Here is a 21,807-nt window from a genome sequence, read left to right as displayed (position 1 = left end):
GGTCCATACCACAGTCCAGTTTGGTAGAAGTCTCTAAAAGTAAAATTATAAGGAAAGTCTAGTGTCAAATGTAGATTTGGTAAGAGCTAGTAGAGACGGAGATCAATTTCATTATGTATGGGCTGCTCGCAGATGTTTGCTACTGCTCTCTCCAACAACAAAGTTAAAGGCTGTTACTATCGAAGGGCCTTCATTGGCAGAAAGTGAAGACCGAGTTGAGGAAGGAGAGGAGCTTGTTGATGTTGGTGAATACTACGGCAGTGAGGATATAAAACAAGCCACTAAAATTCGCTATGTCCAGATAAAACATTCCACTTTAAATGAATCTGATCCATGGTCCCCAAGTGGTTTAAAAAAAACCATATCAGGCTTTGCTAACCGCTTTAAACAACTTATTCAAGACTATCCTGCCGTTAACTTTCATGAAAAATTGGAGTTTGTTTTTTTAACTAACCGACCAATCCACGCAGAATTTGCTCAAGCCATAACGGATGCCGCTTTAGGTAAGCCAATTACAGATAAAGTTAACTATAGCAAGCTTGAAAGTGAAGAATACATAGGTCTTAGTGGTCAGGAATTATCAGAATTTTGTCAGTTACTGACTTTAGAGGGTGAGCAAGACGGCTTGTTTGATCAAACGCTTAGTTTAGCTCAAGATTTAAAAAATTATCTGCCCGATGCTGATGCAGACGTACCAACTGTACTAAAAGAGCTTGTCACTGGAAAGGCCACGTCGAAGGGGGCTGATAATCCTTCGATCACTAAAATAGACGTTCTTAGAGCGCTAAAAACTACTGAAGATCGCTTATTCCCAGCGCCTTGCTTAATAAAGCAAATAGATAACTTGATTGCTCGTAACCAAGAACAAGATTTATTTGAGCAGATAAAAAGCGCAGAAGCCATTCCTATCATTATTCATGCTGATGGTGGAGTAGGGAAGTCTGCGTTTGCTACAAGAATTCTCTCCCAACTAGCAGGCGGAGAGAATACTGGAATTCTGTTCGACTGCTTTGGTGACGGACAATATCGTAGTGCAAGTGGTTATCGTCATCGTCATCAGGATGCTTTGATACAGATTGCTAATGAATTAGCTGCAAAAGGTCTTTGTCATCCTTTAATTCCAACACCTCATGCGGATTCTTCTGCTTATATACGGGCGTTTCTTTATCGTGTTCAGCAAAGTATCATAAGTTTACGAAGCCATAGCGCTAAAGCATTACTCTATTTAGTGATTGACGCAGCAGATAACGCACAAATGGCAGCGATGGAGGTAGATGGTAATCATTCTTTTGTTCGAGATTTAATTCGTGAGAAAATGCCAAATGGCGTCCGCCTAATATTTTTATGTCGTAGCCATCGACGCGAGCATTTGTCTCCTCCGCCTCAAATCCTATCTCTGCCTTTACTGCCCTTTGAGAAAGAAGAAACAGATCGTTATTTAAAACAAACCTTTCCTGATGCCCGTATACAGGATGTCAGCGAATTTCATCGACTAAGCTCCCAGAATCCTAGAGTGCAGGCGTTAGCCCTTGCACAGCAGTTAAGTTTGCCAGATATGCTACGTTGGCTTGGCCCAACTCCCACGACTGTAGAAGCTACGATAGCTAATTTACTTAAGTCTTCTGTCAAGAAGTTGCGTGATGACGCTGTGGGAAATATAGATAAGGAACAAATTGACAGCGTTTGTGCTGGGTTAGCTGCTTTACGTCCCCTTATTCCTATATCAGTACTGTCGTCTATTTCTGATGTTGATGAAGCTACGATTAGAAGCTTTGTTTATGATCTCAAACGTCCTTTATCGCTTGCTGGTGATGACCGAATACGCTTTTTAGATGAGCCGACCGAAACGTGGTTTAGAGAACACTTTAAACCCACCAAAGAAAAGTTAGCGCTGTTTATTGAAAAGCTGATTGCTATTGCGCCCAGCAGTGCTTATATCGCAGCAACCTTACCGCAATTAATGTTAGAAGCAGGATTGCTAGCGGAATTGATAGATCTAGCTCTATCGTCTCAAGCTCTCCCTGATGCTAATCCTATTGAGAAGCGGGATATTGAATTGCAGCGATTAGATTTTGCCTTTAAAGCCTGCCTGCGGGAAAAACGCTATACCGATGCCGCGAAGCTGGCACTTAAAGCAGGAGGTGAAAACGCAGGAGATAAAAGACAAAGAGCGGTACTACAGCAAAACACAGATCTTGTTTCTTGCCTGTTGAGTGGCGAAAAGCTGGAGGAATTGGTAGCCCAACGAGCTTTTAGTACTTCATGGATGGGAGGGCATTATGCATATGAAGCATCAATGTTATCGGGTAAAAGTGACCTTTTAGGCGAGGCTCGTTCTAAATTACGTATGGCGTACGAGTGGATTAGAAATTTGAGTAAGTTGCCAGAAGATAAAAGAGACAAGGAGAGGGTTAGTAGAAAGGATATTGCTAATGTTATCTGGGCTGTTCTTAATATTGATGACGTTAACTCATGCGCTGTTGAGTTGAGGCGCTGGAGTCCTAAATCAATATCCTATGAGGTGGGGCGTATACTGTCTCATAGACTAATTGATCAAGGGCGTTATAAAGAGCTAGAGGCTTTATCTATCGCTGCGGAAAATAATGCCTACCTTGTATTGGCAATCAATCAAGAACTCAGAGAAATTCATAAGGTTCCCCCTCAAAAGGCCATAGAACGCTGCTATAAAATAATCAGTCGTATTCATCTTAATTTAGATAATCAGCCCAATGCTACAGAAACGCAAGATCTACATGCCATTACTGCGTTAGTGGAATCAGCCTACATCCATTCAACTACCAAAAACCAAAATCTAGCAGATTTACTCACTAGTTACTTGCCAAAAAAACCACCATCAAGCCTTTCTGCAAGATATGACACAAGAGGGAGTATATCCGTGTTGCTTTGGGCTTATGTGCTTAGAGGTTGTTTACTGAATCGCCCTATTGAATTGATTGATTTGGCTACAGATGAAATACGAGCAGAGTTTCAAGCCAAGCAAGGAGAGGCTTCTAGGCGGCAGGATACGGATCGCTTTAAAAAGAATATTGGAACACTGCTACCTTGGTATCAGCTATGGGGAAAAGTGTTTGTTGGTAGCATTAGCGAACAAGAATACGCTCAGGAGCTTGCCATTACCAAAGATCTATCTCATAAAGTCGAAGAGCATAGTTATGGTCCAGAGAAAGTACTAATCAGCAATGAAATTGTCCTTATTTGGTTTACTAGCTTGCAGGCTCTTCCCAGGGTCAGTGAATCTAATTGGCAGACTTTTTACGGCTATGTCACGGAAGATATTGAAAACTTACTTACTCCTACTTCGATACATCTAGCTCGGACATCCTCTCAACGAGAAGAACTGAAAGAATATGGCTTGGATTTCGCTAGCGCTTCCTTTGAGCGTATCAATTCTATAAGAGACGATGCCGAGACTCAGATTAACGAATATATTGAACTATCCCGGGCGGTATTAGCAGTAAGTCGACCAGAAGCAGAAGCATATTTTAACCAGGCCATTCATGTTGCTAGCAGAGTTGGGGATGAAAATCTTGATCGTTGGAATGCTTTGCTAGCATTAGCTAACAATCCTCAAAAAAGTCATCTCCCCCAGCCAGAAATAGCATACAAGCTATCAAGATGTGCGGAGCTTACCTACGAATATGCCGGAGATAGGCATTTTGAATGGGAAGAAACTATCAAAGCGATTACAACTTTATGTAGTTCTTCTGTTTTAGCGATAACTAGTCGCTGGCGAGATAGAGGCTTTGGTGAGCATCAAAGAATCCTGCCAATATTGATTCAGTATTTGATTGAAAAGCAAGCCTTAACATCTAAATCTGCACTGGCTTTGCTGTGTATTCGGGCTGATTGGAATATTCCCCAATTACTGTCTTATTACCTAGCTGATGAAGCCGATCAACAAGAAAAGCAAAGAGTTACAGAATATGTTTTCCGCTATTTCTCATTAGAAAAACAAAGTTGGGCTAATTGGCAGGCATTCCAAGCGTTATTGCAGAAACATCAGATTTTCATCGACGTTTTTTCTAGATACATGGTAAATAATCGCCCGGTGGAGTTTAAACAAAAACAGGTAGAAGAAGGGCATTGGGGAAACCTGCCCCCATCAGTTGAGAAGGAAAAGGACTGGAATAGTATATTTTCCGAAGGAAATTTATACCTATCTGATGGATTGAGGAAGGCTTACAAGGAATTCCGAGATGGCGAACCACCTTATTTCAGTGAACATTTTTTTGAAGAGGCTTGTCGTCGGGTAGGAGTGGGTAAGGAAGCAGACTTTATTCATGCCATAGGCGATGCCAATTGCTTTAGTTTTTACGAGATAAGAGACTTCTTGGAACATTTTCCCGAAAAATGGAAAAAGCGTATAGCAGTCAGACCGACTTTAGCCAATATGATCAAAACACTTTGTCGCCGATTTTCTTCCCAATTTAGCCTAAATAAGTATTACCAATCCCTTCCTATGCAACAGGTATTTGAACTCGCTGCTTTAACCAAAGAAGACTTAATTGATCAAGTCTTACTGGGTATTGCAGAAGCAACGGAAGCTCCAGAGGAAAATCATTATTTCAAATGGGCTGGCTTTCTTGTGATTAAATTAGATGGAGATCAGTCTATAGATGCCTTGAATTTTGGGTTGGATTTACTTGAAGATGTTTTAGAAGAAAAAGACGGCGATGGTTCTTGGTCTACTGATCTAATGCCACCTAGCGATGTAGATACAGCATTAGCTGGTTACCTATGGGGTTGTTTGGCGGCTCCTCAAGCAAGCCTTCGTTGGGAAGCTGCTCATACTATACGAGCATTAGCCTACTTCAAAGATAACGCGGTCTTACATCAAATCGTAACGATGGATTGTCATAGCAGAAATAATGTTTCGACCATATATGCTGATGCTAGTTTACCGTTTTACTATTTTCATGCTCGCCTTTGGTTGCTTATTGCGTTAGCTCGCTCTGCTCAAGAGTCCCCTAAGCAAGTGGCTTGCTACCAGGATTATCTGTTGCGAAATGCTTTTTCTGATGAGCCTCATGTATTAATACAAGTATTCGCTAAACAAGCACTATTAAAGTTAGTGAAACAAGAATGTCTTGTGCTACCAGAAGAAACATGCCAGCGTTTATTACAGGTAAATATTTCCCCTTTTCCTATCATGGAATCAGTAAAAAGAATTCCTTCCTCCAAATCTCCTAAGCATGTTGTTAATGAGGGCACGGCAGAAAAACGGTTCTATTTCGGCATTGATATGGGGCCATATTGGTTTAAGCCGTTAGCAAGATGCTTTGGCATAACCCAGCAAAATATAGAGGCGGAAGCTGTCAAACTTATAGTGGATGAGTGGGGTATTCAAGGTAGAGCACGTGGTAATGATGATGCCCGATATCTTAAAGAGGTTTTTAAATGGCAAAATACACGTCATTCACATGGCTCGTCACCTCAAACTGATGATTTGCATTTCTACCTGTCATATCATTCTATGATGGTGGTTGCAGGGAGATTATTGCCTCATACCCCTGTATATAAAGACATTTATTGTGAAAGGGAAAATGACCAATTTTCTATTTGGCTGAAAGAACACGGGCTTTCTCGTAATGATGACCGTTGGCTCGCAGATCGTCGTGATCCTGCCCCGATAGAAAAAGCAGGTTGGCAAAAAGAAACGAATTTTAAAGAATGGCGTTGGAGTCTAAATAAGACTGATTTTGAAAAGGCTTTGATTGTCGAAAAAAATCGTCTAAATCTATGGGGGCAATGGACTCAAGTCAACAAGGAGTGGACTCAAGATATTAGAGGAAGAGAAGAGTCTATTAATATATGTAGCGCTTTAGTATCGTCTGTTAATTCGTTTGCATTGTTAAGTGCCCTCCAAAGTACTATTAATTCACACGATTATCGTATTCCTTCAGTGGAAGATGATGATGAATTTCAGCTGGATATTGATGGTTTCAAATTACAGGGTTGGATATCACATAGCGATCGCAGTAATGGGCTAGATGAAAAAGACCCTTGGAGAGGTGATATTCAATATCCTGCACCTATCCTTGCTTCCTATATTTCTGAATTGATGCCGCTTACCTCGGATGTTGAGAAGCGAAAGTGGCTTACCGAAGCACAAGAAGAAGTGGCTTGGTCATACTTATGGGGGCAAATGAGCGAAAATGATCAAAATACAGCTCAAGATAATGGCTCACTTCTACAAGTATCATTTCCATTTTTAATTCAGCTATTGAAGCGACTCAATATGGATTTAATCGTAGAAATAGAAATCGAACGTATCGTTCGAAAAGACAATTGGGAAAGGAGCGATAACGATGACTTCAAATACACATTGCCCAACACAAAAATCTTTCTTATCAGAACCGACGGTCGAATCGTTACGTAATGAGGCAGTATTAGAACTAGGCAAAAAACTAACCAAAGAACTCGATCTGGATCAATCCGTCGACACGTTGGGGCGCTGGATGGCGCATTACATTGCAGAGCTAATACAAGAAGCAGAGAAAGCTGTAGCAGAAGAGCGTTCTGACAAAATGCGTATTTGTAGCGATGCTATATTGGCTCTTTGGAACCATCGCGCAGATCTGTCAGAGTATTCAACCCCCTTAAGTCAATTTCAACCAGTGTTGGAATTTTTGCGCGCTCTACACCCTAAAAGTGACGCGCCATGTTATTTTAGCCCATCGGAGCAAATCGTTGAAGAGAGCGGATTGGATGAGTCACAAAAGCAATGGCTTCAATTAGCTAAGGCTGTGGATACTATCGCGAAAGTCCTGATTCGCCATTCGCTTATGTATGCTTCGACAACGCCTACTATTGAATCAGAAGATTACATTAATCTATTAGATAAAGCAGGTGTAGAAGATGATGATGTTGAGGTGTTATTGGCAAATATAATGTCAGGAGAATTTTCTACCTATTTTGGTGCGTTATCGAATGATGGAAAATATAAAGAGTTACAAACACGAACTAACCAGTTAGATGCATTGATAGAACAAGCGCAAAAGTTCTCTGACGACTGGAAGAAAATTCTTAAATTAAGCGAGGTCGGTGATGGTTAAATAAAAATTTCATTCTGTACTTACAAGAGCTTACTAAATGGTATACTCATAAATTTGAAAATGAATTGAATATATAATTTGGTTGTCTAATAAAAATTAAAGGTGAAAATAATGTTATTGCTCTAAAAAGAAAGAAGAACAGTACAGGAATAACTATAAAGCGGTGAGCAGTTTTACTTGACCACTACACTAGATACTATTTAGTAAGGCCTTTTTTTGAAATAAAGACCTATAGATAAGCTATATTGTTTAGCATTTATTTCAAAATATCTTCTAATAACGATCATGTCATCTATCTCATTATATTTAAGCAAGTGTTCTTTAGCCTACTGTCCTTTAAATAGTGCATGATTAATCGGTCTTTTGATAAAGTTATAGGCGTAGCAAGGAGGGGAGCTTATAGATAGCGATTTGTGTATTTCACACAACAAAGATACTCGCCTCAATGGGTCTTGATTAAGCTTAAAGCTACAACAATTATTAAAAACACTGACACTTACTAGTCTGATTTGTCAGTGTTTTTAATTATTGACACTGACAATATGAAATGGTCGAAATTGGCGTAAAGTAAGGTCTTTAGCGATGTCAGTGTTTTAGAACTTTGGTGTGGCCTAGGTTCGATCATTATATCGGTGAGAAGATGTTTGCCACGGCCGGCAATATGGCGTTTGCCTCCAGTCATTGGCTGGAAAATCATATTATGCGCCCGCATCGTTTAAATGCATTACTGGCGGACTGTTTTAAGGTGATCATGCTCAGTGAATCTGGCAGCGAGCCTAGCGAGTTGTTTCGTTGCTCACAATTGATGGATGAAAAGCTGAAGGTGTTCTATTACGCCAAACCTGAAGAAATGTGTGCGAGAGCCTTTGAAGCTTTTATTGAGGATGTTCAGCCGAAAAGTGCTTTTTTGGTGAAAGGTAGCCGCTATTCTGATGAGGCCAAATTGGGATTGTATCCCAGAGCAGAACAGCGACAACGCATTAATAGTGCTTTTCAAACCTACTTTTTTACATTAGGTAGGGCGTTACACCATGAGCTAGAGACTACTTAATGTTGAATCATGAGCAGCAATCTAAAGAAGTTTGTCTAAATCAGTGAAGACTACGGGGCGTCCTTCTGGTGTGATAGAGGCTGTGGTCATTTGCGATTCCAGCATGAGAGTGTCGTCTTCGCGGTAAATGTTTTGTCGAAACAAAATCTTAAAACGAGAGAGTCTTTCCGTTTTCGTCTTAACATAAAAGTGATCACCACTTTTTAGCGAGCGTTTGTAGTGTGTTTCGGCTTTTATGAGCACAAGGTGAATACCTTGAGCAGTGATTTCGGCAAAGTCCAACCCTCGACTTTTGATAAATTGATGACGGGCGTGTTCTAGGTAGTTTTGATAAACCGCATTGTTAACAATGCCTTGCATATCACATTCATAGTCTCTGACGTCAAAAAAGAGTTTGTGATCCTGTGAATGAGTTATTTCCATTAGAGCTATCCTATTATTTCAGGGTTGTAAGGGTAATTATGATCCGCATGATAACAGAGTCTGTATGGACGATATTGTAATAAATATGGCTTAAAGGAAGCAGAAGCAATTTTTACCTTGTTGTTTGGCCCGTTTTAGTTGTGTGGTTGCTCGAGCAAAGAGTTTTTCGATACTTTCTTTTCCGACTAACGTCGCAATCCCGATGGAAACGGTCACCTGCGGTATGGTCTCTTTACTTTGTTTGTGTCGGATTTTTTGTTGTGAAATCTCATAGCGTAAATGCTCAGCATAGTCGTGAGCATCCCCTGATGTTGATTCGTACAACATAATGCCAAAGGTTCCGCCTTCTAGACGAGCAATGTGCGAGTTCTCTAATTGCATGGTTTCCAACAGTGCGCCCACATAACGAATAAGCGACGTGCCCGCACGCTGACCATAGTCTTTATTAATGCGACCTAGGTAATCAATATCCAAGATCAGCAGACTTATGTCGTCTTCCGCTTCTGGTTGATGCTCGTAAAGGTGCCGTTCAAATGCGGTTTTGTTTTCCAGTTTTGTTAGTGGGTCAATGTCTAGGCTTTTCTTTAACGTTTCTAATTCAAGTTTGAGTTGCTGAATGTCTTTTTGGGCATCCAATAGATCTGATTGAAATTTTTGCGAGACTTCTAGCGCTTTTCGAGAACCTCGATCCAGATAACTAATCACTTTATGAAGTTGTTGTTGGCTATCTGAGTGTTGAAGGGCTGTTCTACTTTTGCTGATGACGGCATTTAAGTCCGACAAGCTGTCTCCCATTTCAATAGATGACATTTCAAGCTGATTGGCGACTTGCTCTATGTTCTTTTGATTCTTGTTGTTCTGATGGAACTCATTAGGCAGTATAAATTCATGAAAAAAGTCACGAGAGAGAAAGTTTGGGATGTTGCCGAGTTTTCTAAGGGTTTCATCAACTAACTGATTCAGGGCTTTGTTGCGATTAGATACATACTCATACCAAATCCCATAGTTATACGGAGTTGGTGAAATATCCAATTGAAGCATCAGTGGGACAGCTTTTTGCATCCACTTTAGTGCTTGTTTTGGTGTTTCATCCCACATTTATACCTCAAATACAGAAATAGCCGCCACGACGTCTTTCTTAGGGCGTTTACTGAATATTTCACTCATCGGCAAATTCAGCGATGAGTGACATGTCATTGTTACATAAAATCAAACAGTTATATTGCTTTTTTTGTTATCGAAAGCCATAAAAAAAACTTTAATGTAAAGTTTTGTATTAATTGTGTGGTTGAATGATACAAATCGAGTTGGCATTAATAATGCGAGTCCAGAGGGGCTAGTGACCACCAGCCAGTTTGCTCTTGATGCCTTCTTTTTCGAGTAATTGTTTAACCTTTTCCCTATTGTCACCTTGAATCTCAATATTTCCCTCTTTTACTGACCCACCCGTGCCACATTGTGCTTTGAGTTTTTTGGCGAGGGCTTTTAATTCGTCGGCGGTCATGGCTAAACCCGAAATAACGGTGACACCTTTGCCTTTTCTGGCTTTTGTTTCCAGCATGATACGTACATTGCCATCCCCAAGAATACCGTCATTTTTACAGATGCAGTTATCAGTAGGGTGTTCGCAAAGAGGGCAGAGTCTTCCTTGGTCTGTCGAGTAAACGAGGTTGCGTGATTTCATTGTAATTCAATCTCTTATCGTAAAATGGTGGTCAATTTAGCAGTATAACATTGTAAAAATAATGACGATTCACAAAAAATGAGGCAGGACTCACTTTTATCTTCTACTATAATTTTATAGGTTGAATAGAGTGGTCAAACATGAATAGATTATTGAAAATACAGCGAGCCTCCGAGACCGATCTAGAGGCCATTTTATTGTTCGAGTTCAATAACAAAGCTTGGTTCTCTGAGTTTTTGCCATCTCAAGTGTTAATGCGTCAAAACGAGCGTTATTTTAAGCGACAATTATCGGGGGGGCAAAATCTTGTTCAGTTTCTTGTGTATTTGCACAGTGGGGCATTAGTCGGTCGATTTAGCTTCCAGTTTCTCGATCCGCAACATACGGTGGCCGAAGTGTCTTATCGAGTGGCTAAGCAGTGCTCAAATCGTGGAATTGCTCAGTTTGCTCTGCGCCGCTTGCTGCCGATTTTGTCTTGCTATGGTATCAATGAATTATACGCTCAGGTAAGTTCTGAGAATGAGGCGTCCATTCGTGTTCTGAAGTCTTGCGGTTTTGAGTACTCTGTCACCAAAGAAGCGTCGGTCAAGATGCCTTCTGGTATTCAGGATACCTTTGTCTATAAATGGCGTGTAGATTCGCAAGAGCCCCTACAATAGGCGTTGTCGCCTAGTGGGGCTACCGCCATTTACCTTTTTCTGCATTATGTTCCCTTTTCTTTATCGTCATAAGCATCGGTTGTCTTTTGTTAAAGGATTTTATGTGCTTTTAAACGAGCTAAGGTCGTTTGTAATTTATCATCAAAGGGCGCGCTAATTGTCATGTTTTGATGACTGACAGGGTGGGTAAAAGATAGGCTGGAGGCATGGAGCATTAAACGAAACGTTTCTGGCCATAATGTGCCCATCACTTTATTGATATGACGACATCCATAGCGACTATCTCCCACTAATGGATGTAATGTGTGTTTAAAATGTCGGCGAATTTGGTGTTTTCGGCCTTGTTTGGGCATCACTTTTAGCCAACTTAAGCGCATACTATCGTAACGGCTGACGGGGTACGGCAGTTGGTATCGTTCGAGTAATTCAAATTCGGTTTGAGCCTCTTTTTCCGATCCTGGCACTTTAAAACGTGGCATGCCTTTAGGCTCACTGATTTTAACTAAAGGGTAATCAATGATGCCTTGGTCGAGACAAAAACCACGTACTAAACAATGATAGGTTTTTTGGTTTTGATTATGAGAAAATTGCTCACCCAAAGCGCTGGCGATGCGTGGCGAAAAAGCCATGATAAGCACCCCCGAGGTGGCGCGATCTAACCGATGCACTGGAAATACCCATTTTCCCGTCTGATCACGCAGACGCTGGACGACGGCATCTTCCTCGTCTTTTGCCAGTTCAGTGCGATGAACCAATAGCCCAGCGGGTTTATTGACGATCACAAGATCATCGTCTTGAAATAAAATGTCTAGTGTCATGAGGTTGGATTCATAAATTGCGCGATTTTTTCCATGGCAATATTGGCCAATTTTTGCATTGCTTCATTGCTTCCCCAAGCAATATGCGGTGTGAGTAGGAAATTCGGTAGCTTGGTCAAGGCCTGTAACGGATGGTGGTGAGGCATGGGCTCTTGTGTGGCAACATCAAAGCCCGCCCCCATGATGCGCTTTTCTGTCAGTGCTTTGATTAATGCTTGTTCATTAACAATGCCGCCACGGCCCATATTTAATAAGATGGCGTCGGGCTTCATTTGTTCAAATTCAGCGGTACTGATCAAGTCTTTTGTGGTCTCTGTGAGTGGACAGTGCAGAGACAGCACATCGGCTTGCTGAATTGCCTCGTTAAAGGGGACATAACCCTCACGAACAACCTTAGCGTTTTTGTGCTCAGCAAACATGACCTGCATACCGAATACTTTGGCTATCTCTGCGACTTTATTGCCGATGATGCCTTTACCAACAATGGTTAACTTTGTGTTGGCTAGGTCTTTAATGGGGTAGTCTAAAAAACAGAAAAAGTGAGAGTCGGCCCATTTGCCAGCACGCACATCGTCTATGTAGGCAACTAGGTTGCGACGTAAGGCAAGTAATAAAGCAAAAGTGTGTTCGGGCACGCTGATGCTCGAGTAGCCATCGACATTTTGCAGAGCGATGCCATGTTCTTTGCAGGCTTGTGCATCCACATTATTGATTCCTGTCGCGGTGACTTGAACCAGTTTTAAATCATGGGCCTGTTCGATAACGTCTTTTGTCAATACCACTTTGTTTGTCAGTACAATACCTGCCCCTTGAATACGTTCAGCGACCGCGTCAAGGGAGGTGTTGGGGTATTCGATGACTTCTGAAATGCCCTCAGGGTAGTTAAATTCTATATTGCTGGGAAAGGAGTCTCGATCTAAAAAAACGGCTTTCATAGTGCCTCTCAGTTTTTCTTTAATAAGGGAAGAAGATAAGGAAGGATGGTTTGCAATACGATCGGTTGGCCTTTCGCATTCGGGTGCAGTCCATCGCTTTGCATTAGATTTTTGTTTAATGCGACGCCTTTTAACATGAAAGGAACATAGGACACATTATATTGCTCTGCAAGGGTTTTGTAGAGGCCAAAAAACATATCGGTATAGCGTTTTCCGTAGTTTTGTGGAATACGGTTTCCAATTAACAGCACGATCGCTTTGTTTTGTTGAGCTTGCTCAATCATAGAGCCGAGATTTTTTGTGGTCTGATCCAGTGGGTAGCCACGTAAAGCATCATTAGCACCGAGTTCTAAAATGACCCAGCGGGGGTGATATTGTTTGAGTAATGCGGGAAAGCGGGCCATCCCGCCTTGTGTGGTTTCGCCGCCCACACTGGCGTTAATAATGCTAATCTGTGGGTGTGACTGAGAAAGTTTTGTTTTTAGTAAACTAACCCAGCCATCTTGTTGTCTTAAATTATGGGCGGCACTTAAGCTGTCTCCCATGACAAGTAGGTTATGGGTTGGGGCGGCCTGAGCATACGAACAAAATAGCATGAGGGCGGCACAAACGACCCTTATTCGTTGAGTGATACGCATATAAAACCTTATTAAGTGAGACACATTATTTATGGAAAGCCAAACCGCTATTGAAGTTGCCATTGAAGTTAAAAACCTGACACATACCGTCTCTTCAAAAACAGGTGATTTGACCATACTGAAAGGAATTGACTTAGAAATCAAGGAGGGGGAATCTGTTGCGATTGTTGGCGCTTCTGGATCAGGTAAATCCACCCTGTTAGGTTTACTGGCGGGTTTGGATATCAACACGGAAGGCGACATAGCTTTATATGGGCATTCTCTAACAACATTGAATGAAGAAAAGCGAGCGCTGCTTCGTGGTCAGTATGTTGGCTTCATTTTTCAATCTTTTCATCTGTTACCCAGTTTGGATGCGCTGGAAAACGTCATGTTACCGGCTGAACTTAAGGGTGACAAAATGGCACGTCAAAAAGCGCTACAACTGCTAGAAAAAGTGGGGCTATCTCATCGTTTAACCCATTACCCAAGGCAGCTTTCAGGGGGAGAGCAACAGCGGGTGGCCATCGCTCGTGCTTTTGCGTCTGAACCGAAGGTTCTGTTTGCTGATGAGCCAACAGGCAATTTGGATGAAGAGAACGGGCAGGTGATTATTAAGTTATTGTTTGAGTTAAACCAATCAGAAGGCACCACCTTGGTGATGGTGACTCATGATAACCACTTAGCAACACAATGTGATCGTCAGTTAGTGATGTCTTCCGGCCGATTGCAGGAATCTACTCAAAACAACTGCAAGGATCCACTACGATGAGTTTTGCTTGGCGTTTTATGCGTAAGGAAATGCGCAGTTCTGATGTGATGACTTTACTCGTGGCGCTGGTGATTTCCATTGGTACAGTGACCGCTATTAGTTTGTTTATTGATCGTTTACGCTTATCTTTTGAGCAGGAGTCAGCTTCTTTGTTGGCCGCTGACCGCGTGGTACGTTCTGATCAGGTAATCCCGCCGTCTTGGCAGCAAAAAGCCGAGTCTTTAAAATTGTCGGTAGCTGAGCGGGCGTCGTTCAGCACCATGATCTTCGCGAAAAACAAATTGCAGCTTTCTCAAGTGAGTGCAGTGACCAATGGTTACCCACTAAAGGGGCATTTCTTAGTTGACTCGACTTTGTTTGGGCAAGGTGTCAAATCTAATGAGTCGCCCAAACCGGGCTTCATTTGGATCTCGTCTCGCTTAGCCAGTTTATTAGGGGTGACAATCGGTCAAACGGTAGAAGTGGGTGACAAAACCTTAACGGTGTCGAAGTATTTAGTTCTCGACCCTGGGGCCAGCTCGTCAGCGTTTTCGATTTCCCCCAGGGCGATTATGAATAAAGCCGATTTAGCGGCGACTAACGTGATTATTCCTGGTAGTCGTGTGCGCTACTCTTTGCTGGTGGCAGGGGAGGCAAATGCGCTTAGTGCGTTGCAAACATGGCTCGCTCCTAAACTGACGGAGGGCCAACGTTGGATTACCCCGAAACAACGGGGGGAACGGATTGGTGAGACGATTAATCGCGCGGAGTCGTTCTTATTGTTGGCCGGGACATTGGCGGTGGTGTTGTCAGGTGTCGCCATGGCCCTTGCTTCGTCTCGTTATGTGAAACGTCATTTGATGCAGGTTGCAGTCTTAAAAACCTTAGGGGCCACGCCTAAGGCGTTATCTCGTTTGTTCCTGTTACAGCTGCTGTTTTTGTTTGTTATCGGTGCCTTGCTGGGGTTGGCGTTTGGCTGGATTGTCCAGAATATGATAGCCGCATTACTATCAAGCCTAGTGACAACGGCATTGCCAGAACCTGAATTTTGGAAGATGTGGTTAGGTGTGGCGACGGGGTTGATCTCCTTGGTGACTTTTTGCTTGCCCTTGATGCGTCGTTTGATTCGTATTTCGCCGTTATCTGTTCTACAGCCATCAGCACGGGTGGAACAGCGCTCTGTCATCTTGTATTTGATCGGCTTTGCGGGCATGTACGGCTTGATGTGTTTATACACTCAGGGTGTTATGTTGCCGACTGTCATGATGGTTGCAATGGCTGGCATTGGCTTGGTTGTGTCCCTATTAGGTTGGGTAATGTTTAGGTTTGGGCGGTCGGTGACGTCTGGGGCGACCAGCGGATGGCAAATTGGCTTGGCGGCTTTGTATCGCCGCTTGGTGCCCAATCTTTTTCAACTTTTGGTGTTTACGCTGATTATTATGCTTGGTTTGGTGTTAGTGGGTATCAAAACTAGCTTGATTGCCGACTGGCAGAAGCAATTGCCAGCCGATGCGCCTAATCATTATTTGTTTAATGTTCAAGCCAATCAAATTGCGCCCATTAGTCAGGTGGCTCGCACCTTAAAGATCACATCGTCGTCTTGGTATCCTATGGTGCGAGGCCGAATCACGGAAGTTAACGGCGAGCAAGTGAGTAAGTTGTACCCTGATGACAAGCCTGAGCCAGAGTTATTTGAAAGGGCCATGAACTTAACCTGGGCAGATCAAGTGGGCGAGGGCAATAAGGTTGTTGCTGGGGATTTTTCCGCCAACGGCCTGTCGGTAGAAGAAAAGGTCGCCAAAGAAGCGGGTCTCAAACTCGGTGATAAGCTGACGATCAATATCGGCGGGGTATTCCATACGTTACCTATTACTTCATTACGCTTTGTTGATTGGAGTTCCATGCGGCCTAACTTTTATGTGATTGTACCGAAATCCGTCTTAGATGATTCACCTGCCAATTATGTGAGTAGTTATTTTGTTAAGCCCAGTCAGGCACAAGCCTTTTATCAGGCTATGTCGCAATTTCCAACGGTGTCCATATTGAATGTCGGGGACATACTTAGACAGATTCAATCCATCATTGCCCAGTTGTCACAAGCTGTTCAATTGGTACTGGTATGTATTTTAGCGGCTGGGGGCTTGGTGTTACTGGCCAGTGTTCGCTCAACGTTAGAAGAGCGCATGGAAGAAGGGGCTTTGTTACGAGTACTCGGGGCGCGTGGGGCTTTGGTTCGACAGGCGTTGATTATTGAATTTTCTTGTTTAGGGTTGTTTGCCGGTTGCATTGCTGCGATGGGGGCTGAGGCGTCTTTGTACGGTGTTCAGGTATACGTTTTTAACGCTGAGCCAAGCTGGCATCCTATGTTATGGTTGTTGGGCCCAAGTGCTGGTGTTCTATTGATTACAACCGTTGGTGTCTTTGCCAGTCGAACTGTGTTAAAAGTGCCGCCGATGCATTTGTTGCGTGGTATTTAACACTTAATTTGGTTATATAGATGTTTGTAGAAAAAAATGGCTATGTTGTCAGTCGCCATACGAAAGAGGTGAATGGTCAGCTCGAGATGAGTTTATTTGTCAAAACCTCGGAAGGGACGGTTCAGGTCTTGCCGGATCGTCAATTCACCACGTTTTTTAGTGACGCCCCTGCGTATGTGTTTCCAGAACACCTTTCAGGCGTTAGGGTGACGGAATCGGATTTTCGGTCTTTTCACGGCCAGCCAGTCAGGTTGATCCAAAGTAAAAGTTTGACCTTGCATCAGCAAATGGTAGCGCTGGCTAAAAAAGATGGCTATCAAGTCTACGAAGAAGATATCAAAGCCCATAATCGCTATCTTATGGAACGTAAAGTCCGTGGCAGTGTGAGATTTATTGGTATTCCTGATGCCAGTGGACAGTGTTTTACCAAAGCAAAAGTGATTCCGGGAACTTGGCAACCGAATTGGGTGGTGTGGTCGTTAGATATTGAAACCTCAGTGACCCATAATTGTCTCTTATCGATTGGCATAACGGCCAAGGATCAACGAGTCGCCTTTGTGGTGACGGATCAAAAGATCAACGTCCCTCATATACGCACCTATGGGAGTGAAAAGTCGCTGCTGCTCGATTTTATGCGCTATGTACGTCAACATGCGCCGGATATTTTGATCGGTTGGAATTTAATCGGCTTTGATTTGAACTTTATTGATAAGCGCTGTGAAACGCTGGGGATTCGTCCAGCTTTTGGAGTGAATGGCGAGAAATGGCGCATTCATTCTTCGGATAACCAAGGTAAGTATTTTGCAACCATCCCAGGGCGAGTTGCACTGGATGGCATCACGTTACTGAAAGTGGGCGGCTATCATTTTGAATCCTATAGCCTGAATAATGTCAGTAAGGAAATTCTACAGGATGAGAAGTTGCTCCATGGTGGAGACCGCTGGCAAGAAATAGAGCGCTTGCATCGCGAGGATTTGCTCGCCTTTGTTGATTACAATCTGCAAGATTGTGATTTGGTATTGCGTATTTTCGATCAGTTAAAACTGATTGAACTACAGCAGACTCGAGTGGATTTAACGGGCATTCCACTTGAACAAACGGGCGGTTCGGTTGCAGCGTTCGAAAATCTTTACTTGCCTCGCTTGCATAAAGCGGGTTGGGTCGCACCAGCATGGCGAGAAGATGTGTTTGTTCCAAGCCCAGGTGGCTTTGTGATGTCGTCAATTCCTGGGTTGTATAAAAATGTCTTGGTGTTTGATTTCAAAAGCCTCTATCCCAGTATTATTCGTACGTTTTATATCGACCCATTGGCGAGGATCATCGCTGGCAACATGCCCCTAGCGGAGAAGCAAGCGAGTTCGGATTTGGTGCCTGGTTACCTCGGTGCAAGTTTTTACAAAAAAGAAGCGATTTTGCCTGAACTGGTCGCTGAGCTTGCTCAGGCACGGGAGCGAGCAAAGCGAGAAGGGAATACGATCTTAAGCTATGCGATCAAAATTATTATGAATTCGTTTTATGGTGTGCTGGGATCAAATGTCTGTCGCTTTTATCATGCAGAATTGGCGAGTTCGATTACCATGCGTGGGCATGAGTTATTGGGAAGAACGCAGCAATGGATGGAAGAGAAAGGGGCAAAGGTGATTTATGGTGATACCGACTCTTTGTTTATCACTCTCAATAATGACAAAGAAGATCCTCGTCTATTAGGGCAACAACTTTGTGACGACATTAATGGTCTATTGTCTGAATGGTGCCAAGACTATGCCCATATAGATTCTTATCTTGAGCTCGAATTTGAGCGCGTTTACGAGCGTTTCTTTATGCCGACTATTCGAGGGCAAGAGGAGGGGAGTAAGAAGCGCTACGCGGGGCTGACTGGCGGTGAGTTGGTTTTTAAAGGGCTAGAGGCAGCGCGAACGGATTGGACTAAATTGGCGAGAGAGTTTCAAAAAACGCTTTTTGAGAAAATGTTTAATGATGAAAACCCTATTACATTCATTAAAGAGACGGTTGCCAGACTAAGGGCTGGAGAGCTTGATCATTTATTAGTATACAGTAAACAGCTTAGTCGTCCCTTGGCCTCCTACACGAAAAACAAGCCACCACATGTTCGCGCGGCGGCGATAATTGATCAACGCCGTGCAGAGTTGGGCCAGCCTCTTGAATTTGATAAGGGACGCAAACGAGTCAATTATCTTTATCAGGTGACAGGTGTGGTGCCTTATGAAAGTGAAGCCGACCTTGTAAACTTAGATTATGAGCACTATATCAATAAACAAATTGAGCCGATTGCAGACAGTATTTTGCCTTTTTACAAAACTAATATGGAAAGCCTTTTGAGTAAACAGATATCATTGCTATAGGTTTTTTTTAAAGTGGTTTGGAGGGTGATTTTCTTAAAAAGAGGTTCACAATCTTTTACGAAATAGACCTTTGAATCGTTTAATTTTTTACAGAATTTTTGCCTTTTTCAGTATATATTCATCCTTCAAGTGAATTTATTTATCTATGGATGGAAGATGAAATGACATTGAGATTTAATATGAAGTCGCCAAGTAAACGCAGTCAAACTCTGGACAAACTTCGTTCAGCTATCCAAGAGATGATTCTCGATCGAGAGTGGAATCAAGTTTCTGTTCAGGATATTGCACAACATGCTAATGTCAGTATCGGTACCTTTTACAATTATTTTGATAGTAAAGATACGGCTCTGATGGACGTGAGGAAAGTGCTCAGTGATGTGCTTTTCCGTGATTTGGATTTGTTGTTAACCACGCATCAGGAAATTGATAAGCGCCTTACTTTACTCGTAAAGTATTTTATTAGCCTGACAATAAACAAGCCTAAGTGGGCCTCTTATCTCTATGGTGGGAATAGTTTCTGCGAAAGGCTGGAAGGGGGTATTCGTAAAGCTCTAAAAGCTATTTTGATCGAAGGAGTGTCTAAGCGTGTCTTTAGAGTAAACGATATTGACATCACCACAGAGTTTATTGAAAGCGGCTTATTCTTCATTATTCGTAATCGCTATCTCACTAAGCAGTCATTGGACGAAGACTTCATGAATGAGGTAGCGAATATTTGTCTCAATAGTGTAGGTATTCAGATTGAGAATATTAGTGAACTGAGTTTAATGAGTTGTCCCGTGACTCCCCTAACACCTTTGCCCATTTCCACGCTGGCAATAGCCTATGACGATATGGAATTTGTCTGATAAGTGATGAGCAAGAAACACCAGCAAGGTTTAGAAGAACAGCCTGCTGGTGTTTTTTTGTGTCTGTTGAACCAGATCATCAACATGAATGCCTTTTAGTCGTGCAACTTCAGCGGCGACCCAAGGTAAATATTTAGGGTGATTTCTTTTTGGCCGAGGGCGAATGTTTCTGGGTAAGAGATAAGGGGCGTCGGTTTCCAACAGCAATTTGTCGTTGGGTATATATGGAATGGCCTCTTGCAGGTCTTGTCCGCGGCGTTCGTCGCACACCCAGCCTGTGATGCCAATGTATAACCCTAAGTCTAAATAGGCGTGCAAAGTGTCTTTTGAACCTGTGAAGCAATGCACAACCCCTTTCACTTCGCCATGATAGTGGCGTTTTAATATGGTTAACATATCTTGGTGAGCATCGCGTTCATGCAAGTACAAAGGTAGGCTGTGTTCTTTTGCTATGTCTATTTGTTGTTCAAAGGCATAGATTTGCTCTTCTCGCGTTGAATAATTACGATTAAAATCCAGTCCTGTTTCACCGACCGCCACGGGGCGTTTTTGCTCAATTAATTTATTGAGTTTTTCCGCGCTTGCAGTGGTCCAGCTTTTTGCCTGGTGGGGGTGACAGCCTAAGGTAAACCACATTTGTGGGTGTTTTTCACACAGGATTTGTATTTTTTTACTTTCTGACAAGTCTGAGGCAATGCAAATAATGCCTTCCACGCCGGCTTGGTGACATTGTAGGAGTGTTTCTTCTAAATCCTTTAAATAATCGTTGTGGTTTATATTTACACCAATATCAATCATGTCTCATTCTCATTTCGAATAAATTTCTTTTGCATCACGTAAGCTTTCAATATAAAGCTCTCGAAGTGTTTGTTTTGACACACCACTTTTTGCAAGGGTGTCAAATAAAATATTATCCCAGCGCCCTGATTCGTAGTGCATCACAAGGCTTAGGGTGTAGCCAAGGTTGCCCTTTTTGTCGATTAGCGCGTTAGCTATGTCTGGTGCTAAGGGTAAATCTTTTACTAATTGTTCCAGTGGCTCATCAAAAAAACTGGGCAGGTAAGAGAATAATCCAGTTAGAAAAGCGCCATTTTCTCTAGGGTAAAGTTTTCTTGCTAAGGATTCGCAGAAACAAGCGCGATGAACGGCCATGGAAAATAAGCAATCAGGTTTACCATCAATGCTGCTGAACATGGCTAAACTAACCCATTTAATCAGGTCCCGAAAACCGATTATTTCAATTGCCCGCTGTACATTTTGCACATTAAATTGGCGATAGTAGGTGACGGTTTTAGTGAGTTTGATGACTCGGAACGTCAATGTTAGATCGGTTTCTATGCATTCTGCCATTTGTTTGAGCGAACCATCTTGGCTTTTTAAAATGGTTAATAATTTTGATAATATCAAACGGTAGGTGGGGATTTTTCGCCCTTTCACCGGGACACTTTCAGAGAGAAAATCACCACTAAACCATTGGGCCGTGGTTTTTTCTTTCACCAGGGTTAGTTCTTGTTGAGAATTGATACGACTAAACCAAAGGTTTTTTTGACTTAGTGCTGGGTGGTTACAAAGATTGATGCTTTCGGTTGCACTGCTGTCTGCCAAATTAAGCTCAACATAAATGAACGGGTCAATGGATATTCGATTTAACATGGCTAGCGACGGGTTACGAATACCAAGTTGATAACCTTGCAGACGTAATTCAGTAAACAGGTCATCCCATTGCGTGTTGTTGGCTTGTCTGCGAGCGATATTTTGGGCATCAAAAAAGAGAACAAAGTTGAATGATGCAGGTGGCGATGGAATATTTTCTACTTCACTACACAATGTCTTAATAAAAATGGGGTAGGGTTTTATGGTGTCGACTAGGTCGAGATATGAAAAAAGCGTTGCCAAAAAAGAATGGCTAGCTTCTTTTTTCATGCCATCAAGGTGAAGCAAATGATTTGCCTTGACGGCAGTGTTATGTCCGACAATTGTTTGGCGAGTGAAAAGAAAATCCTTACTGATCATTAAATACTCTCTGGATACCTATTTGATGCAAAAAATTACTGTAAGCTCAAGCGTAATACAATATCATGGTTATAATGAAGTTATATTGAACA

16 protein-coding genes are annotated in these 21,807 nt (G+C 42.4%); 8 read left to right on the top strand and 8 right to left on the bottom strand.

Features of this window, described 5'->3' with window-relative positions:
• Positions 1 to 61 precede the first annotated feature (61 nt).
• From AC0VYI_RS13110 to AC0VYI_RS13100, 3 genes are all read left to right on the top strand, one after another.
• Positions 62 to 6,400, top strand: coding sequence for an NACHT domain-containing protein (locus AC0VYI_RS13110; RefSeq protein ID WP_475443414.1), 6,339 nt, complete (start codon positions 62 to 64; stop codon positions 6,398 to 6,400).
• Positions 6,330 to 7,076, top strand: a complete 747-nt coding sequence (locus tag AC0VYI_RS13105; protein ID WP_475443413.1) for a hypothetical protein — start codon at positions 6,330 to 6,332, stop codon at positions 7,074 to 7,076. Before AC0VYI_RS13110 ends, AC0VYI_RS13105 begins: the two co-directional genes overlap by 71 nt.
• A gap of 640 nt (positions 7,077 to 7,716) precedes the next feature.
• Complete coding sequence (locus AC0VYI_RS13100; RefSeq protein ID WP_475443411.1) at positions 7,717 to 8,127, top strand: LPD1 domain-containing protein; 411 nt, start codon at positions 7,717 to 7,719, stop codon at positions 8,125 to 8,127.
• Positions 8,128 to 8,148: 21 nt separating this feature from the next.
• Here AC0VYI_RS13100 and AC0VYI_RS13095 read toward each other — a convergent pair whose 3' ends face one another.
• From AC0VYI_RS13095 to yciH, 3 genes are all read right to left on the bottom strand, one after another.
• Positions 8,149 to 8,550: an acyl-CoA thioesterase gene (locus AC0VYI_RS13095; protein WP_475443410.1), complete on the bottom strand. Its 402-nt coding sequence runs from the start codon at positions 8,548 to 8,550 to the stop codon at positions 8,149 to 8,151.
• Between the two features lie 90 nt (positions 8,551 to 8,640).
• Positions 8,641 to 9,648 (bottom strand): GGDEF domain-containing protein, encoded by a 1,008-nt coding sequence (locus AC0VYI_RS13090; protein WP_475443408.1) that lies wholly within the window; start codon positions 9,646 to 9,648, stop codon positions 8,641 to 8,643.
• Between the two features lie 238 nt (positions 9,649 to 9,886).
• The gene (gene yciH, locus AC0VYI_RS13085; RefSeq protein ID WP_475443406.1) at positions 9,887 to 10,234 is read right to left on the bottom strand and encodes a stress response translation initiation inhibitor YciH; all 348 of its coding nucleotides are present in this window, start codon (positions 10,232 to 10,234) and stop codon (positions 9,887 to 9,889) included.
• Between the two features lie 140 nt (positions 10,235 to 10,374).
• Between yciH and AC0VYI_RS13080 the strand changes: the two genes are divergently transcribed.
• A complete protein-coding gene (locus AC0VYI_RS13080) occupies positions 10,375 to 10,893 on the top strand; it encodes a GNAT family N-acetyltransferase (protein ID WP_475443404.1) in 519 nt (172 codons plus the stop codon).
• An 89-nt stretch (positions 10,894 to 10,982) separates the two neighbouring features.
• Here AC0VYI_RS13080 and AC0VYI_RS13075 read toward each other — a convergent pair whose 3' ends face one another.
• Genes AC0VYI_RS13075 through AC0VYI_RS13065 form a run of 3 tightly spaced genes read right to left on the bottom strand, consistent with a single transcriptional unit; the run spans position 10,983 to position 13,242 of the window.
• Complete coding sequence (locus AC0VYI_RS13075; protein WP_475443402.1) at positions 10,983 to 11,711, bottom strand: pseudouridine synthase; 729 nt, start codon at positions 11,709 to 11,711, stop codon at positions 10,983 to 10,985.
• Positions 11,708 to 12,646 (bottom strand): D-2-hydroxyacid dehydrogenase, encoded by a 939-nt coding sequence (locus AC0VYI_RS13070; RefSeq protein WP_199475764.1) that lies wholly within the window; start codon positions 12,644 to 12,646, stop codon positions 11,708 to 11,710. Before AC0VYI_RS13070 ends, AC0VYI_RS13075 begins: the two co-directional genes overlap by 4 nt.
• A gap of 8 nt (positions 12,647 to 12,654) precedes the next feature.
• Positions 12,655 to 13,242 carry an arylesterase gene (locus AC0VYI_RS13065; RefSeq protein ID WP_233407660.1) on the bottom strand — a complete coding sequence of 196 codons (588 nt, stop codon included), beginning with the start codon at positions 13,240 to 13,242 and terminating at the stop codon, positions 12,655 to 12,657.
• Between the two features lie 73 nt (positions 13,243 to 13,315).
• Between AC0VYI_RS13065 and AC0VYI_RS13060 the strand changes: the two genes are divergently transcribed.
• The 4 genes from AC0VYI_RS13060 to AC0VYI_RS13045 all read left to right on the top strand — a co-directional run bounded on the left by AC0VYI_RS13060 (position 13,316) and on the right by AC0VYI_RS13045 (position 19,702).
• Entirely contained in the window at positions 13,316 to 14,035 is a 720-nt protein-coding gene (locus AC0VYI_RS13060) for an ABC transporter ATP-binding protein (protein WP_475443400.1), read from the top strand.
• Positions 14,032 to 16,491, top strand: a complete 2,460-nt coding sequence (locus tag AC0VYI_RS13055) for an ABC transporter permease (protein WP_475443399.1) — start codon at positions 14,032 to 14,034, stop codon at positions 16,489 to 16,491. Before AC0VYI_RS13060 ends, AC0VYI_RS13055 begins: the two co-directional genes overlap by 4 nt.
• 20 nt (positions 16,492 to 16,511) lie before the next feature.
• Positions 16,512 to 18,854, top strand: a complete 2,343-nt coding sequence (locus AC0VYI_RS13050; protein ID WP_475443398.1) for a DNA polymerase II — start codon at positions 16,512 to 16,514, stop codon at positions 18,852 to 18,854.
• 161 nt (positions 18,855 to 19,015) lie between these two features.
• Positions 19,016 to 19,702, top strand: a complete 687-nt coding sequence (locus tag AC0VYI_RS13045; RefSeq protein ID WP_199475759.1) for a TetR/AcrR family transcriptional regulator — start codon at positions 19,016 to 19,018, stop codon at positions 19,700 to 19,702.
• 30 nt (positions 19,703 to 19,732) lie between these two features.
• On the opposite strand, the gene AC0VYI_RS13040 is transcribed toward AC0VYI_RS13045, so the two are convergent.
• Entirely contained in the window at positions 19,733 to 20,500 is a 768-nt protein-coding gene (locus AC0VYI_RS13040; RefSeq protein WP_475443396.1) for a TatD family hydrolase, read from the bottom strand.
• Between the two features lie 9 nt (positions 20,501 to 20,509).
• The gene (locus tag AC0VYI_RS13035; RefSeq protein WP_475443395.1) at positions 20,510 to 21,715 is read right to left on the bottom strand and encodes an EAL and HDOD domain-containing protein; all 1,206 of its coding nucleotides are present in this window, start codon (positions 21,713 to 21,715) and stop codon (positions 20,510 to 20,512) included.
• Positions 21,716 to 21,807 lie beyond the last annotated feature (92 nt).

The organism is Marinomonas sp. 63XJN7_9_ISO-PGPR-S23-217 (genome assembly GCF_056173515.1).
Note: the sequence above shows the minus strand (reverse complement) of the source record. Positions and strands in the feature narration are given on the sequence as shown.

What these genes read in the sequence shown, in the direction of transcription:
- AC0VYI_RS13105 (WP_475443413.1), top strand. Translation starts at nt 6,330, where the DNA reads ATGACTTCAAATACACATTGCCCAACACAAAAATCTTTCTTATCAGAA.
- AC0VYI_RS13100 (WP_475443411.1), top strand. Translation starts at nt 7,717, where the DNA reads ATGTTTGCCACGGCCGGCAATATGGCGTTTGCCTCCAGTCATTGGCTG.
- AC0VYI_RS13095 (WP_475443410.1), bottom strand. Translation starts at nt 8,550, where the DNA reads ATGGAAATAACTCATTCACAGGATCACAAACTCTTTTTTGACGTCAGA.
- AC0VYI_RS13090 (WP_475443408.1), bottom strand. Translation starts at nt 9,648, where the DNA reads ATGTGGGATGAAACACCAAAACAAGCACTAAAGTGGATGCAAAAAGCT.
- yciH (WP_475443406.1), bottom strand. Translation starts at nt 10,234, where the DNA reads ATGAAATCACGCAACCTCGTTTACTCGACAGACCAAGGAAGACTCTGC.
- AC0VYI_RS13080 (WP_475443404.1), top strand. Translation starts at nt 10,375, where the DNA reads ATGAATAGATTATTGAAAATACAGCGAGCCTCCGAGACCGATCTAGAG.
- AC0VYI_RS13075 (WP_475443402.1), bottom strand. Translation starts at nt 11,711, where the DNA reads ATGACACTAGACATTTTATTTCAAGACGATGATCTTGTGATCGTCAAT.
- AC0VYI_RS13070 (WP_199475764.1), bottom strand. Translation starts at nt 12,646, where the DNA reads ATGAAAGCCGTTTTTTTAGATCGAGACTCCTTTCCCAGCAATATAGAA.
- AC0VYI_RS13065 (WP_233407660.1), bottom strand. Translation starts at nt 13,242, where the DNA reads ATGCTATTTTGTTCGTATGCTCAGGCCGCCCCAACCCATAACCTACTT.
- AC0VYI_RS13060 (WP_475443400.1), top strand. Translation starts at nt 13,316, where the DNA reads ATGGAAAGCCAAACCGCTATTGAAGTTGCCATTGAAGTTAAAAACCTG.
- AC0VYI_RS13055 (WP_475443399.1), top strand. Translation starts at nt 14,032, where the DNA reads ATGAGTTTTGCTTGGCGTTTTATGCGTAAGGAAATGCGCAGTTCTGAT.
- AC0VYI_RS13050 (WP_475443398.1), top strand. Translation starts at nt 16,512, where the DNA reads ATGTTTGTAGAAAAAAATGGCTATGTTGTCAGTCGCCATACGAAAGAG.
- AC0VYI_RS13045 (WP_199475759.1), top strand. Translation starts at nt 19,016, where the DNA reads ATGACATTGAGATTTAATATGAAGTCGCCAAGTAAACGCAGTCAAACT.
- AC0VYI_RS13040 (WP_475443396.1), bottom strand. Translation starts at nt 20,500, where the DNA reads ATGATTGATATTGGTGTAAATATAAACCACAACGATTATTTAAAGGAT.
- AC0VYI_RS13035 (WP_475443395.1), bottom strand. Translation starts at nt 21,715, where the DNA reads ATGATCAGTAAGGATTTTCTTTTCACTCGCCAAACAATTGTCGGACAT.